The sequence below is a fragment of the Glutamicibacter sp. AOP5-A2-18 genome (assembly GCF_052446055.1).
Lineage (GTDB): Bacteria > Actinomycetota > Actinomycetes > Actinomycetales > Micrococcaceae > Glutamicibacter.
Map to the genome: position 1 here is coordinate 1,993,093 of NZ_JBQSVW010000001.1, position 14,493 is coordinate 2,007,585.

13 protein-coding genes are annotated in these 14,493 nt (G+C 56.2%); 11 read left to right on the forward strand and 2 right to left on the reverse strand.

The window, feature by feature from the left end:
- Window positions 1-49 precede the first annotated feature (49 nt).
- Complete coding sequence (locus ACT3RW_RS09505; RefSeq protein ID WP_262197563.1) at window positions 50-997, reverse strand: heme o synthase; 948 nt, start codon at window positions 995-997, stop codon at window positions 50-52.
- A 753-nt stretch (window positions 998-1,750) separates the two neighbouring features.
- On the opposite strand from ACT3RW_RS09505, the gene tkt reads away from it, so the two are divergent.
- The 11 genes from tkt (at window position 1,751) to ACT3RW_RS09560 (ending at window position 14,065) form a co-directional block, all read left to right on the forward strand.
- Complete coding sequence (tkt, locus tag ACT3RW_RS09510; RefSeq protein WP_444613576.1) at window positions 1,751-3,865, forward strand: transketolase; 2,115 nt, start codon at window positions 1,751-1,753, stop codon at window positions 3,863-3,865.
- A gap of 16 nt (window positions 3,866-3,881) precedes the next feature.
- Complete coding sequence (gene tal / locus ACT3RW_RS09515) at window positions 3,882-4,985, forward strand: transaldolase (protein WP_131088412.1); 1,104 nt, start codon at window positions 3,882-3,884, stop codon at window positions 4,983-4,985.
- Window positions 4,986-6,560, forward strand: coding sequence for a glucose-6-phosphate isomerase (locus tag ACT3RW_RS09520; RefSeq protein ID WP_444613577.1), 1,575 nt, complete (start codon window positions 4,986-4,988; stop codon window positions 6,558-6,560). It abuts the gene before it with no gap.
- Window positions 6,561-6,567: 7 nt separating this feature from the next.
- Window positions 6,568-8,088 (forward strand): glucose-6-phosphate dehydrogenase, encoded by a 1,521-nt coding sequence (zwf, locus tag ACT3RW_RS09525; protein WP_131088414.1) that lies wholly within the window; start codon window positions 6,568-6,570, stop codon window positions 8,086-8,088.
- On the forward strand, window positions 8,085-9,026 hold the full coding sequence (locus tag ACT3RW_RS09530) for a glucose-6-phosphate dehydrogenase assembly protein OpcA (RefSeq protein WP_131089777.1): 942 nt from the start codon (window positions 8,085-8,087) through the stop codon (window positions 9,024-9,026). Before zwf ends, ACT3RW_RS09530 begins: the two co-directional genes overlap by 4 nt.
- Window positions 9,016-9,756 carry a 6-phosphogluconolactonase gene (gene pgl, locus ACT3RW_RS09535; RefSeq protein ID WP_131088415.1) on the forward strand — a complete coding sequence of 247 codons (741 nt, stop codon included), beginning with the start codon at window positions 9,016-9,018 and terminating at the stop codon, window positions 9,754-9,756. The genes ACT3RW_RS09530 and pgl overlap by 11 nt, the downstream gene beginning before the upstream one ends.
- An 85-nt stretch (window positions 9,757-9,841) precedes the next feature.
- Window positions 9,842-10,807, forward strand: a complete 966-nt coding sequence (locus ACT3RW_RS09540; protein ID WP_131088416.1) for an FAD-dependent oxidoreductase — start codon at window positions 9,842-9,844, stop codon at window positions 10,805-10,807.
- A gap of 411 nt (window positions 10,808-11,218) precedes the next feature.
- Complete coding sequence (locus tag ACT3RW_RS09545) at window positions 11,219-11,500, forward strand: hypothetical protein (RefSeq protein ID WP_262197560.1); 282 nt, start codon at window positions 11,219-11,221, stop codon at window positions 11,498-11,500.
- Between the two features lie 76 nt (window positions 11,501-11,576).
- Window positions 11,577-12,320: a potassium transporter TrkG gene (locus tag ACT3RW_RS09550; RefSeq protein ID WP_444613578.1), complete on the forward strand. Its 744-nt coding sequence runs from the start codon at window positions 11,577-11,579 to the stop codon at window positions 12,318-12,320.
- A 4-nt stretch (window positions 12,321-12,324) separates the two neighbouring features.
- On the forward strand, window positions 12,325-13,035 hold the full coding sequence (locus tag ACT3RW_RS09555) for a potassium channel family protein (RefSeq protein WP_444613579.1): 711 nt from the start codon (window positions 12,325-12,327) through the stop codon (window positions 13,033-13,035).
- A gap of 598 nt (window positions 13,036-13,633) precedes the next feature.
- Complete coding sequence (locus ACT3RW_RS09560) at window positions 13,634-14,065, forward strand: hypothetical protein (protein ID WP_131088417.1); 432 nt, start codon at window positions 13,634-13,636, stop codon at window positions 14,063-14,065.
- A gap of 7 nt (window positions 14,066-14,072) precedes the next feature.
- On the opposite strand, the gene ACT3RW_RS09565 is transcribed toward ACT3RW_RS09560, so the two are convergent.
- The gene (locus ACT3RW_RS09565; protein ID WP_262197557.1) at window positions 14,073-14,471 is read right to left on the reverse strand and encodes a hypothetical protein; all 399 of its coding nucleotides are present in this window, start codon (window positions 14,469-14,471) and stop codon (window positions 14,073-14,075) included.
- Between the last annotated feature and the right edge of the window lie 22 nt (window positions 14,472-14,493).

Sequence of the window (14,493 nt, forward strand, 5' to 3'; positions counted from 1 at the left end):
AAAGATTGTTTGCGAAGGGGCTAGCGGATCATGAACTCCAAAACGGCTTTTAGCCGAACAGTGGACTTCCGACAAACGGATCAAAAGCCAATGCTAGGAAGACAATCGTCAAGTAAGTGATCGAGATATGGAAGACCTTCATAGCCTTGCGGTTGACTACTGCTGGTTTGTGATCGCCCTGAGCTTCGCGATACAGAACGTGCGACTCTATGACGAACCAGATGCCAGCACCACCGGCAATGGCCGTGTAGAGAATGCCAGCGTGGCCCAAAGGAACTAGCAGCATTGAGCATACGACGGTTGCCCATGCGTAGAGAACAACTTGAACGGATACCCGGCGTGCGTTGGCAATTGCGCCAAGCATAGGAACCGAGGCTGCGTTGTAGTCATCCGCGTACTTCATGGACAGTGGCCAGTAGTGAGGCGGAGTCCAAAGGAAGATGACCAAGAAGAGAATGACAGCTGGCCACTCAATCTTTTCGGTAACGGCCGCCCAAGCAATCAGAACTGGCATACAGCCGGCGATGCCACCCCAAACAATGTTCTGAGCAGTGCGTCGCTTCAGAATCATCGTGTAGAAGACAACGTAGAGAAGAATCGCAGCGAGACCCAAGGCAGTGGTCAGCGGGTTGGTGCCGAACCAGAGAACAACAAGCGACGCAATGGCCAAGACCCACGAGAAGATCAACGCTTCTTTTGGCGTCAGGTCTCCAGTTACCAGAGGGCGTCCCTTGGTACGCTTCATCAACTTGTCCATATCGCGATCGATATAGCAGTTGAATGCACCCGAAGCACCGGCTGCCATTGCGCCACCAACGAGGGTGGAGATCATGAGCCAGAGCGGAGGGAATCCTCGCTGGGCGAAGATCATGGTCGGAAGGGTGCTTACCAGCAGCAACTCGATAACGCGAGGCTTGGTCAGCGAGAAATAGGCGCTGGCCTTACGCTTCACAAAATCTGAGGTGCTCTCACCAGGCTGACGCGACGCGCGCGGCACTGATGCTCCGGCGACACTTTGAGTCTTCAATTAAACGCACTCAGTTCTTCACGGGTACAAGATAGACAAAATCATTCTACGCCCGATAGAAATTCTTTGAAACTCCTTAGCAGGCTCTTCCACGGCAAATCTTGGTGATCTCGGTCAACCTGCTCCACAAAAGTTTGATCCGGCTTACCGCGCTTGCTCAATGGCTCGCTTGGTCACCTCACCTCTTAGCGAACAGCGTCACGAAGTCTCAATATCTGGACAAGGCCTTCTGGAGCTCGGTTCGCGCGCCGACTGGGACCGCCGCAAAATGTTAGTTTTTTGAAACTTTCAGGGTCTTTGACTTCATTGAGTCTACTCATGATCCATTCAACAGATAATAAGTCCTGTATTACGCCAATGCACAAGCACCTACCCTTGTTCATTTCATTTGCGGTGATACCCGGCCGAATGTTTCGTTCAGCTCTGCCCCACCTCGCTTCGTGCCCCTGTGACAAACGAAACATCGTTCCAATCCAAAGGGATCCGGGCATTTGTTTTTATCTGTGGTGAATCAAGCGTTACGTTGCGGAAATAAAGTTGCGCGTCATCTTGCTATAACCAACACGCGAAGCTTTATTTTCGCGATAGAGTTGAGCGAGATTGCGCCGTCGCAACCTAGATCTTCCTGAGCTAAGAAATGTCGGGAACTTGTGGGAGGCGACGGCGTATTGCGTGTCAGCGGGAGATAGCTCCCGTCCGAGCCTGAATGGAAGGAACGCCGCTGTGGCGACTGAATCCTTAGTAGAAGAGTTTTCACTAACTGAGTTGGATCGTAAGGCCATCGACACCACCCGTGTCCTGGCAGCCGACGCTGTTGAAAAAGTTGGCAATGGCCATCCCGGTACCGCAATGAGCTTGGCACCGGCCGCCTACCTGATTTTCCAGAAGCACTTGCGCCACGACCCTAAGGATCCTAACTGGATCGGCCGCGACCGCTTCGTGCTCTCCCCTGGTCACACTTCTTTGACCTTGTACCTGCAGCTTTTCCTCTCCGGCTATGGCCTGGAGATGGAAGACATCGAAGCACTGCGCACCTGGGGCGCAAAGACCCCGGGTCACCCAGAAGTTGGCCACACCGCCGGCGTCGAGATCACCACCGGCCCATTGGGTCAGGGACTGGCCTCCGCCGTTGGCTTCGCCTACTCGCAGCGCCGCATGCGTGGCCTGCTGGACCCAGCTGCTGAAGCTGGAACCAGCCCGTTTGACCACACCGTGTACGTCATCGCTTCCGATGGTGACCTGCAGGAGGGTGTTACCTCCGAGGCTTCATCGCTGGCTGGTCATCAGGAACTTGGCAACCTCGTCGTAATTTACGATGACAACAAGATTTCCATCGAGAACGACACCGACATCGCCTTCACCGAAGACGTACTGGGTCGCTACGACGCTTACGGCTGGCACACCCAGCGCGTTGACTGGACCGTCACCGGCAAATACGTCGAAGACCTCAAGGCACTGGATGAGGCCATCCGCGCTGCCAAGGCTGAGACTTCCCGTCCATCGATCATTGCCCTGCGCACAGTGATCGGCTGGCCAGCACCAACCAAGCAGAACACCGGCGGCATCCACGGTTCCAAGCTGGGAACCGACGAAGTTGCAGGCCTGAAGGAAGTTCTGGGCTTCGACCCAGCAAAGAACTTCCACATCGACCAGGAAGTACTGGATCACGCACGCGAAGTTGTCACCCGTGGCGCCGACCTGCACGAGTCCTGGAACGAAACCTTCAACTCGTGGAAGAGCGCTAACCCAGAAGAGGCTGCTCTGCTTGAGCGCCTGCAGGCTGGCAAGCTTCCAGAAGGCTGGACCGAAAAGCTTCCAGTCTTCGAGCCAGGTTCCACCATGGCCACCCGTTCGGCTTCGGGCAAGGTCATCAACGCGATCGCTGATGAGTTGCCAGAACTGTGGGGCGGCTCCGCTGACCTCGCCGGTTCCAACAACACCACCATCGATACCGCGAAGTCCTTCGCTCCCGAGCGTCGCTCCACCGCTTCGTGGGATGCAAGCCCATACGGTCGTGTACTGCACTTCGGTATCCGCGAGCACGCAGCTGCCTCGATCGTGAACGGTATTGTGCTTTCGAGCCCAACCCGCGCGTTCTCTGGCACCTTCCTGATCTTCTCGGATTACCAGCGTCCGGCCATCCGCTTGGCTGCCTTGATGGGTGTTCCATCGATCTTCGTATGGACCCACGACTCCATCGGTCTGGGCGAAGACGGCCCAACCCACCAGCCAGTGGAGCAGCTTGCTTCGCTACGCGTGATCCCTAACTTCGACGTCGTTCGCCCAGCGGACGCCAACGAAGTTGCTTACGCATGGCGTGGCATGTTGGAGCTGACCGATACCCCTTCGGGCATCGTGCTCTCCCGTCAGAACCTGCCAATCTACGACCGTGCAGCCACCGGCTTCCGCGGCGCAGAGGGCACCTTGAAGGGTGGCTACATCCTGGCTGAAGCCGTTCGTGACGGCGCAGAGGTCACCCCAGATGTCATCTTGCTGGCTACCGGTTCCGAGGTGGAACTGGCAGTTGAGGCTCGTGAAGAGCTGGCCGCCAAGAACATCGCAGCTCGCGTAGTTTCGCTGCCTTCCTTCGAATGGTTCGCCAAGCAGGATGCGGCTTACCGCGAAGAGGTGCTCCCGGCAGCAATCACCGCCCGCGTATCGGTTGAAGCCGGTGTAGCACAGGGCTGGCGCGAGCTGGTCGGCGCTAACGGCGAGATCATCTCCCTGGACCACTTCGGCGCCTCCGCCGATTACAAGAAGCTGTACTCAGAGTTCGGTATCACCACCGCGGCCGTAGTTGCCGCAGCCGAAACCTCCGTTCAGAACGCCGCAAAGTAAGGATTCGAAGTACATTATGAGCAACCCAAATACCCAGGCCCTCTCCGACGCCGGCGTTTCCATCTGGCTTGATGACCTTTCCCGTGAACGACTGACCAGCGGCTCGTTGGCCAAGCTGATCGAAGAGAAGAACGTTGTTGGCGTAACCACCAACCCAGCAATCTTCGCCGCTTCACTGTCCAAGGCTGAAGTGTACGGCGAAGCTATCGCCGAACAGCGTGAAAAGTCCGTAGAGGACGCCATCACCGAGATCACCAGCGACGACGTTGCTGCAGCCTGCGATCTGTTCAAGGGTGTTTACGAGTCCTCCAAGGGCTTCGACGGTCGTGTGTCCATCGAGGTTGACCCTCGCTTGGCTCACGAAACCGCACCAACCATCGCTCAGGCCAAGGCACTGTACGAGCGCGTAAACCGCGAAAACGTACTGATCAAGATCCCAGCAACCCTTGAGGGCTTGGAAGCAATCACCGAGACCATTGCCGAAGGCATCTCCGTGAACGTCACCTTGATCTTCTCGCTTGAGCGCTACCGCGAAGTGATCAACGCGTACCTGATCGGTCTGGAGAAGGCGCACGCCAAGGGCTTGGACCTGTCCAAGATCCACTCGGTCGCTTCCTTCTTCGTCTCCCGCGTTGACAGCGAAATCGACAATCGTCTTGCCGCTATTGGCACCGATGCTGCTACCGCTCTGCGCGGCCAGGCCGGCGTTGCTAACGCTCGCCTTGCCTACCAGGTCTTCGAAGAGACCTTTGCTTCGGCACGCTTCGAGGTGCTGGCTGCCGCTGGCGCCAACGTTCAGCGTCCGCTGTGGGCTTCGACCGGTGTGAAGGATCCTGCCTACCCATCGACCCTGTACGTCACCGAGTTGGTCGCTGCCAACACCGTGAACACCATGCCAGAAAAGACCTTGGACGCTACCGCAGCTGAGGCTGAGGTTCGTGGCGACACCATCACCGGTAGCTACGATGCAGCCAACCACGTGTTGGACAAGCTGGCAGCTGTGGGCATCGATTACAACGAGGTTGTCAACCTGCTTGAGGTTGAAGGCGTTGAGAAGTTCGATGTTGCTTGGAACGAACTGCTCGAAGATATGTCGGTGGCTCTCAAGGGAGCTAAGTAAATGGAACTCGGACTAGTAACCACCGGAGCTGCTCTTGCCTCCGTTGATCAGCTACTTCCGAAGCTGATCGAAGAAAAGATCGCCAGCCGCATCACCGCTAAGGATTCCACCGTATGGGGTCCAGATGCTGAAGCTGAGTCTTCCATCCGTCTCGGTTGGGTGAACCCTTTTGATGCTGCGGCAAAGCTGATTCCAGAAATCTTGGCCCTGCGCGAAGAACTGGTCAAGGAAAACCTGACCCGCATCGTGCTTTGTGGCATGGGTGGATCCTCGCTGGCCCCTGAGGTCATCGCGGCCAACGATGAGATCGAACTGGTCATCTGCGATACCACCGATCCGTCGATGGTCAAGGACATCGTTGGAACCGACTTGGAGCGCACCGTTGTGGTCGTTTCTTCCAAGTCCGGCTCCACCGTTGAAACCGACTCGCAGCGTCGTGCCTTCACCGCAGCGTTCGCCGCCGCCGGTATTGATCCAGCAACCCGCCTGGTGCTTGTCACCGATCCGGGTTCGCCAATGGACAAGGCTGACGGTGTGCGTGCAGTATTCAACGCCGACCCCAACGTGGGTGGACGTTACTCGGCACTGACCGCATTCGGACTGGTACCTTCTGGTCTGGCCGGCGCGGACATCGAGGCACTGGTTGAAGAAGCAGGGCTAATCAACGACATCCTGGCCGCCGACGACGAGGACAACATTGCGTTGCACCTAGGTGCTGCCATGGCTACCGCAGGTCGCGACAAGCTGCTGATCTCCTGTGTTGGCGACGCACTGCCAGGCTTTGGTGACTGGGCTGAACAGCTCATCGCTGAATCCACCGGCAAGCTGGGCAAAGGCATTTTGCCAGTGGCCGCGCACGTTGACGCTCCAGAGCTGAAAAACGTCGCAGCCGACGTACTGCCACTGTTTGTCTACGACGAACTTGCTGAAGAACTAGACGAAGACGCTACCGCTGTGCACTTCAGTGCACCACTGGGCACCGCCTTCATGATCTTCGAGTACGCCACCGCAATCGCCGGCTACCTGTTGGGTATCAACCCATTTGATCAGCCAGACGTTGAGGCCGCGAAGGTCGCAGCACGCTCCATGCTTGATGCTCCAGCACAGAGTGCTCCAGATGCTACCGATGGTTCCGTACAGCTGTACGGCAGCACCGCCAGCACCCTGGCTGAGGCACTGGATCAGCTCACCGCACAGCTGCCAGAAGACGGTTACTTCGCCATCCAGGCGTACCTGAACCGCACTTCGGATGTTGCGTTGGAAGAACTGCGCGATGTGTTCGCACAAAAGACCGGTCGCCCGGTCACCTTCGGCTGGGGTCCACGCTTCTTGCACTCCACCGGCCAGTACCACAAGGGTGGCCCGGCACAGGGTGTCTTCCTGCAGATCACCGCGGACCACAATGATGACCTGGAGATCCCAGATCGTCCATACTCCTTCGGTTCTTTGATCACTGCCCAGGCCATTGGCGACGGTGCAGTACTCTCGGATGCCGAACACAACCGCCCTGTGCTGCGCGTAAACCTCACGGATCGTGCAGCCGGCATCGCCGCCCTACTAGAGGCTGCGAAGTAAGGCACTAATGAACAACCCACTACGCGACGCTCGCGACCGGCGGCTTAACCGCATCGCCGGTCCGGGCGCGCTGGTGTTCTTCGGAATCACCGGCGACCTTGCCCGCAAAAAGCTGATGCCAGCGGTCTATGACCTGGCCAACCGCGGACTTTTGCCCCCAAACTTTGCCATCGTCGGCTTCGGCCGTCGCGACTGGAGCGCTGAAGAATTCACCGCTCAGGCTCGCGAATGGATCCTGGCCAGCTCACGAACCCCGTTTAATGAGACGGTCTTCGCCCAGTTGGCCTCCGGAATGCGCTTTATTTCCGGTGCCTTTGACGACGATGACGCGTACCAGAAGCTCGCCGCAACCTTGGACGAGCTCGCTGAGACGCGTTCTACCGGACGCAACCACGCCTTCTACCTCTCGATCCCACCAAGCTGGTTCGAAATTGTTTGCCAGAAGCTCTCCGAGCACCACCTGGCCAACGACTCGAACCCAGGCTGGGAACGAGTAGTCATCGAGAAGCCGTTTGGCCACAACCTGCAAAGCGCCCGCGAACTGAACGAAATCGTGGAGTCCGTTTTCCCAGCAGATCAAGTCTTCCGCATCGACCACTACCTGGGCAAAGAGACCGTACAGAACCTGTTGGCTCTGCGCTTTGGTAACCAGATGTTCGAGCCACTGTGGAACAACAAGTACGTGGATCACGTGCAGATCACCATGGCCGAGGACATCGGCATTGGTGGACGTGCCAGCTACTACGACGGAGTGGGCGCTGCCCGCGACGTCATCCAGAACCACCTGCTTCAGCTGCTCGCGCTGACCGCCATGGAGGAGCCAATCTCCTTCAACGCCGATCACCTGCGCAGCGAGAAGGAGAAGGTGCTCACCGCAGTTGAACTGCCTGAGGATCTGGGAGCAGCCAGCGCACGCGGTCAGTACACCTCCGGTTGGCAGGGTGCTGAAGAAGTTGTTGGGTTCCTCGATGAGGAAGGCTTCAACCCGAAGTCTAAAACCGAAACCTACGCTGCGGTTCGCTTGAACATCAAGACCCGCCGCTGGGACGGAGTACCGTTCTACCTGCGTGCAGGCAAGCGCTTGGGCCGTCGCGTCACCGAGATCGCGGTCGTGTTCAAGAAGGCTCCTAACCTGCTCTTTGGTGATCACGATACCGACGAGTTCGGTCAGAACGCCTTTGTGATCCGTGTGCAGCCTGATGAAGGTGCAACCATCCGTTTGGCCTCCAAGGTGCCTGGCACCCAGATGGAGATTCGCGATGTCACCATGGACTTCGGCTACGGCAACGCGTTCACCGAGTCATCCCCAGAAGCTTACGAGCGACTGATATTGGATGTGCTCTTGGGTGAGCCACCGCTGTTCCCACGTCACGAAGAGGTCGAGCAGTCCTGGCGGATCCTGGATCCGTTTGAGGAATACTGGGCTTCGCAGCCAACCCAGCCTGATCCATACGCACCGGGTTCTTGGGGACCAGCCAGCAGCGATGAGCTGATGGCCAAAGATGGAAGGACATGGCGCCGCCCATGATGATTGATCTTCCCGACACCACCACCTCGAAGGTGGCCAAGAAGCTGATTTCCTCACGTCGAACCCACGGCGTTGTTGCGCTTTCTCGTGTGCTGACCCTTGTGGTCATCACCCGTGAAGGTTTCGCCGAGAACGCAATCGAGGCAGCCAACCTGGCAAGTCGCGAGCACCCTTGTCGCATCATCGTGGTGGTGCGCGGCAATACCAGTGCCAAGAACCGTCTTGACGTGCAGATCCGTGTTGGCGGCGACGCCGGCGCATCCGAGGTCATCGTCATGCGCACCTTCGGTCCAGATGTTGTGGCTGACGAAGCACTGATCTCGGCCCTGTTGTTGCCAGATGCACCGATCGTGGCTTGGTGGCCACATGGTGTGCCAAAGGATCCATACGCTACGGCCCTGGGCAAGCTTGCGCACCGTCGAATTACCGACTCTGCGGAAGAAGCCGATCCGGTGGCTTCGCTCTACAGTCGTACCGACAGCTACCATGCTGGCGATACCGACCTGGCGTGGACCCGTTTGACCTACTGGCGCGGACAGCTGGCCAGCATCATTGATCTGGTTGGCACCGAAGATCTGACCAGCATCACGGTTAAGGGCTCGGAGAACTCTCCGTCCACCGCTTTGCTGGCCGCCTGGTTGACCATGACCTTGGATGTTCCGGTCACCATTGCTGCGGATAATACGACCGGTGGACTCTCCAGCGTACGTTTGTCCCGCGAGGCAGGAGATGTGGAACTCTCCCGTCCCTCCGGCGCAGTGGCTCACCTGTACCAGCCTGGATCTGCCCCACAGCGCATCTCCCTTCCACGTCGCTCAGTCGCTGACTGCTTGGCTGAAGAAATGCGCCGCCTGGACGCCGATGAGGTCTTCGGCGACGTCATCACCAAGGGTTTGAAGATGACTGAGCTCAGGAGCGTTGTTCCCAGTGATCGCTAGGCAAATCACCATCCATGATGATGTTTCTGCTACGGCGCAGGCCATCGCCGCACGGTTGATCACTTCGATCACCGATGCGGTGACGGCCCGCGGGGTCGCTCACATTGTTGTCACCGGTGGTACCTTGGGCATCGCCGCGTTGGCTGCAGTGGCACAGAACCCAGCAAAGGCTTCGGTCAACTGGTCTCAGGTGCACTTCTGGTGGGGAGATGAGCGTTTTGTTGCCGCTGATTCACCGGATCGCAACGTTTTGCAGGCGGAGGAACTCTTCGCAGCTCTAGATCAGCTGGGCTTGGATCGTGCCACGGTGCACGCTATGGGATCAACTGATGAGTTTGAGACTGCTGAAGAAGCAGCCGTGGCCTACACGGCGTTGCTCGCCGCCGAAGCCAGTGAAGGCGCAGCCTCCCCGGTCTTTGACGTATTGATGCTGGGTATGGGTCCCGACTCTCATGTCGCTTCCTTGTTCCCGAATCACACGCGTTCTGAGGAGTTGGGTGCCATTGCGGTGCACAACTCCCCCAAGCCGCCACCACATCGAGTGAGCCTGACCATGGGGACCATCAACACCGCCCGTGAAGTGTGGTTGATTGTTGCCGGTGCGGACAAGGCTCCGGCCTTGGCTGCAGCCTCCCATGAAATCAATGAAGTGGCAGTTCCGGCCAGCGCTGTGCATGGCACAGAAGCAACCCGCTGGATTGTGGATCGCGCCGCCTCAACCCTGCTCTAAATAGCACCGCAAGGTCGGCCCCTTGAACCTCTTGGTTCGCGGGGCCGGCCTTTGCGCTAACCATCAAACTCCTTGAAGGAAATACATGCCGCAACTGTTATCCTCACAAAAAGTCACCGTCATTGGCGCCGGCGTCATTGGGCTGTCCACCGCTCACGAACTGGCCTCCCATGGCTACCAAGTGACTGTGGTCAGCGATCAAGACACCTTGCAGACTGTCTCTTCGGTATCGGCGGCCATTTGGTTCCCTTACCACTCAGAGAACTCTCCGGCAGCCGACCTGCTACTCTCGCGCACATTGTCCCGCTTCCAAGCCTTGTCGCTGATTCCAGAGACCGGCGTTGATCTACGTTTTGGTATGGACATTGAACGCCGGGCCGATGCTGACCGTTCCTGGACAAATTTTGTAGCCGACTCGGCTCCAGCTGAGCCGGAAATATTGCCCGAAGGCGCTTTGGCTGCCATGGCAGGTACAGTTCCGGTGATCACCATGCCGACATATCTTTCTTGGCTGCGTGGCCAATGCACAAATCTTTCGGTACGGTTCATCGAGCGAACAGTTAAGTCGCTCTCTGAATTCACCGATGAAGCTGATGTGGTCGTTCTAGCAGCAGGTTTACGTGGCGGCGAGTTATTGGGTGATGACGACAGCGTTTACCCCATTCGCGGCCAAGTAGTGCGACTAGCCAATACCGTTGGACTCACCGAGTGGATCAGCGACGATGACCATCCAGACGGTGTTATCTACGTTATTCCACGCCGCGATGACATTATCGTCGGCGGTATCGATGTAGACCATGATTCTAATCCTGAAGTAGATCCACAGACATCCATCGATATTCTCAAACGAGCGACCACGTTAGTCTCTGCCCTCGCAGACTGCGAGGTATTGGAGCACAAGGTTGGCTTACGACCTGCCCGTGAAACAATCCGGCTCGAACGCCTGGATGTTCAAGGGGTTTCGGTGATTGCTGCCTACGGACATGGTGGCGGTGGCGTGACCATGTCATGGGGCACCGCGCAGCGCGTACATGAGTTGATGGGCTCCTAAGCGACGCAAGCGACCATCGAGTTGCAAGTGTAAAAATCGACGCAAATGGGAGTTTCAATGGCACCGTGTTGGCGTCCTCAAACCAACAGTTCACAGTGCCTCAGATCACTTTGGCTTGGGTCAGCCGAGGCTAAGTATTTCATCCGTGCTTCTGGTCGAGCGTCGATGCGCGACCTCGCTTCTTCCATTGCGATGGATATGCACTCTACCCTTGCTTGGCGCATCGACCCGCTGGGTCGCAGCGCCTCGGCTAGACCCGAACGCCTTGTGGCCATAATGTTCGCCTCCGCGATGCTCTTCGGCTGACTCCTCCTCTCAAAACCATGGGCCACTACATCGGGGCAGTTCACATCACTGATGGATGGGAATTTCACCGCAACCTCCGCGGTGTGCGTTGCAGGTTTAACAGTCGTGGATACGGCTACTGCCTACACCTTATTCGGCAAGATCGTGATCCTGATATTGATTCAGGTTGGCGGACTTGGATTAATGCTGGTCGACTCGGTGCTCAGCATGTTGGTGATGGGTCGAATAGGTTATCTCACCCGGCTCTCAACACAGCGAGAAAGTAGCGCGGTCAGCTGGTCAGATGTGCGCACCGCAGCAATCATGATTATCAAGTTGTCCCTGACAATTGAACTGGCGGTTGCTGTGCTACTCGCAGGGCGTTTTCCATGCCGTTTCTGCGTTTAATAAAGCCGGTTTCGCCCTGCACACCAATAACTTGATGGATTTTGTCGCTGACCCCTAGCTCTGCCTTCCCATCAGTGTGGCCATAATCCTCGGTGGCCTCGGCTTCCCAGTTTTAGTACAGCTCAAGCACCACTGGAGAAACGCGCTGAAGTGGGCCATGAATACCAGTTTAGTCGTGTTGATGACGGTGCTGTTATTGGTCGTTGGTACGGTATTCATCACCGTCATGGAGTGGAACAACCCAGAAACTCTTGGCCAACTCAATCCAGAATCACGGATTTTGGCCGGCTTCTTTCAGTCCGTTCAAACACGTACCGCAGGCTTCAATTCAATAGATATTGGTGCCATGCATTCCGCTACATGGCATGGCATGGATGTGTTGTTTGTTGGTGGCAGACCGGTCGGTACGGCTGATGCTAACAAAATCACTACTGCGGCAATCCTACTGTTCATCATCATCACCGAGCTTCGTGGCGAAACAGCCGTGAATGCCATGGGTAAGCGTCTGTCCCGCGCGGTACACCGCCAAGCAATCACCGTGGCCCTTTTGGGTGTAGCGACAGTCTTCGCAGGAACGATGGCCCTGAACTTGCTCACAGAATACTCACTTCATCGGTGCCTCCTCGAAGCAACTTCTGCATTTGGAACCGTGGGACTATCAACCGGTATCACCCCGGAACTATCGTCCCCCACAAAGATGGTGCTGGTTGTGCTCATGCATCTGGGCCGAGTGGGCGTACTCTCACTAGTCTCAGCCCTAGCCATGCGCGATCGTAAAGCTCTTTACGAACTACCTAAAGAAAGACCAGCCATCGGCTAAGCTATTGAACGTCCACAACACGAACAATCAACTGGCTAATGCCGATTCTGTAGCAGTTATTGGATTGGGTCGTTTCGGCGAATCCTTGGCCCTAGAACTGATGAAGTCGGGCACGCATGTGTTAGGCATTGATCAACCGGAGCATACCGTTCAGGCCCTAAACGGCGAACTGACTCAGGTAGTACGTGCAGATGATTCCAACCGAGAGACCCTGGAACAATTATCGATTCATGAATTTGATCGAGTTGTTGTTGCCGTCGGCAGCCACTGGCAATCATTAATTTTGTGTTGTTCCCTGCTGGTCAGCATGGGAATCCCGCAGATCTGGGCTAAAGCGCAAGATGACCGACATGGTCTAGTCCTTGAACAATTAGGTATCCACCACATCGTGTACCCAGAGAAGGACATGGGCAAGCTTGTTGCGCACCTTGTACGCGGATCGCTGATCGATTTCCTTGAAATCGATCCCGGCTACGCAATGGTCAAAATGGACGCACCTTCAATTCTGCAGGGTACTAAGCTCAGCGATGCCGGCGTGCGCAACAAGTACCGCGTCACCATCGCTGCAACGACAAACGCAGACGGTGAATGGAAAATACCGAGGGCGATACGGTATTACACACTGGTGATCAGCTCTTGGTACTCGGTTCAGTTGCCGATAACGAAGCCTTTGGGCAACTTGCCTAACCGTTGCTCCCGTAAGAACCTTGCCTAACCGTTGCTCCCGTAAGAACCCAGCTGCGGCCGAGGCGTTATTGGTGCCGTCGCCCAATTTTCATAGCTCCCAAAACTCAATGGGCGCCTTCAACTCATCATGGAAGGCGCCCATTGGCGGCTTTTGACCTTAGGTTTTAGCTAGCTTTCAGCACTCAGTTTCGGTACGAAGGCCACACCTGTAAGCACGGCAGGCTGACGTGACCATGAATACTGGTGATACGTAGACCCCTAGAATCCGCTCGGTACTACTTGTTCTTCCTCCGCAGCGAGCCAAACATGATTAGCCAAAGGACAAAACCCGAGAGACCAGCCAACCAATTTCGCGAAAACGCACCTATGGATTCGGGAAGGTTTACCAAAGCAAGCGACAGTATCAGAAGAAGAGCCAACACGATTAGAGAATGAGGCCTAGTCACGAATTCCACGGACCAATCAGTAATCCGGCAATGAAAAAGAATCCTCCAGTCGCGACTGCACAGTCGAAAGGTCTCTTGCCACACCATTCGTTGAGACTCTTATAGGTACGTGTATCTACTACTCTGTTCATTTTTCCGTCGTTACGGCGTAGTACCAGATACGCTCCTTTGCACGGATTCGTGCCTGATTTGAAGTTCACCCAGATATTTCTGGAATATACTTTTCCCGTCGCGGAACATGTTCTCTGCCAACCTGCAACCGCAGCGCATGCTGGGTTCGCGACAACTGGCCCCGAATCAACGGCAGCGGTCGAACTTTCCGCTAAGTCAACCGCAGTAGTTTCAGGAGTGAACGAACAAGGCGTCGTCGCAGCAGGTAACCCAACACTCTTAACAGATTCGACCGCTTGCACTGGTACCGCTACTAACGAGAACAAAACCGCATACGTCGCGATAATTGCCGTCAAGCGCACTGTTATTTTCTTCAAAAAATCTCCATCGACATTGCGAGTGTCGAATATTACACACCAGATGCTATCGCATCTATTAGTTTCCGACAAGGACATTTTTCAACCTAGCGAAAGAGCAATCGCCGCTAGGACTGCCGCTTGATACCTCCCTAGAGAGCCTTCGATGCCCTTTCAGAGTCAACAAACCACCACAATCTGGCGAAATTGCGGCAACGATAGATGCAACTTTCTAAATTGCGCGAGTTGCTTGGACGGATTTCGCCGCCGTGGCTGAGCCAAGCAGCCAGCAATGCAGGAGAAGGAAGAAGATTACCGACCACGAACCGGTAGGCGGACTTTTTGGACTTGGATGACCGGATACGCAAAGCTGCGCGGTTTATCTCTGGCGAGGTAGGCCAGCGCACGAGGCGCACCTCTTGTACCGCGATTGTCTTCAGCGAACTATTTGGCTGAACGTTCTCAGCGAACTTCCATTCCCCTAGTGCCAGTCCGAAAATGCTGGCGTGTATTTCGTCCGGAACGACGATGAAGAATATGACGTCCGACACGTTTTTTGACTCATTGAAGTAA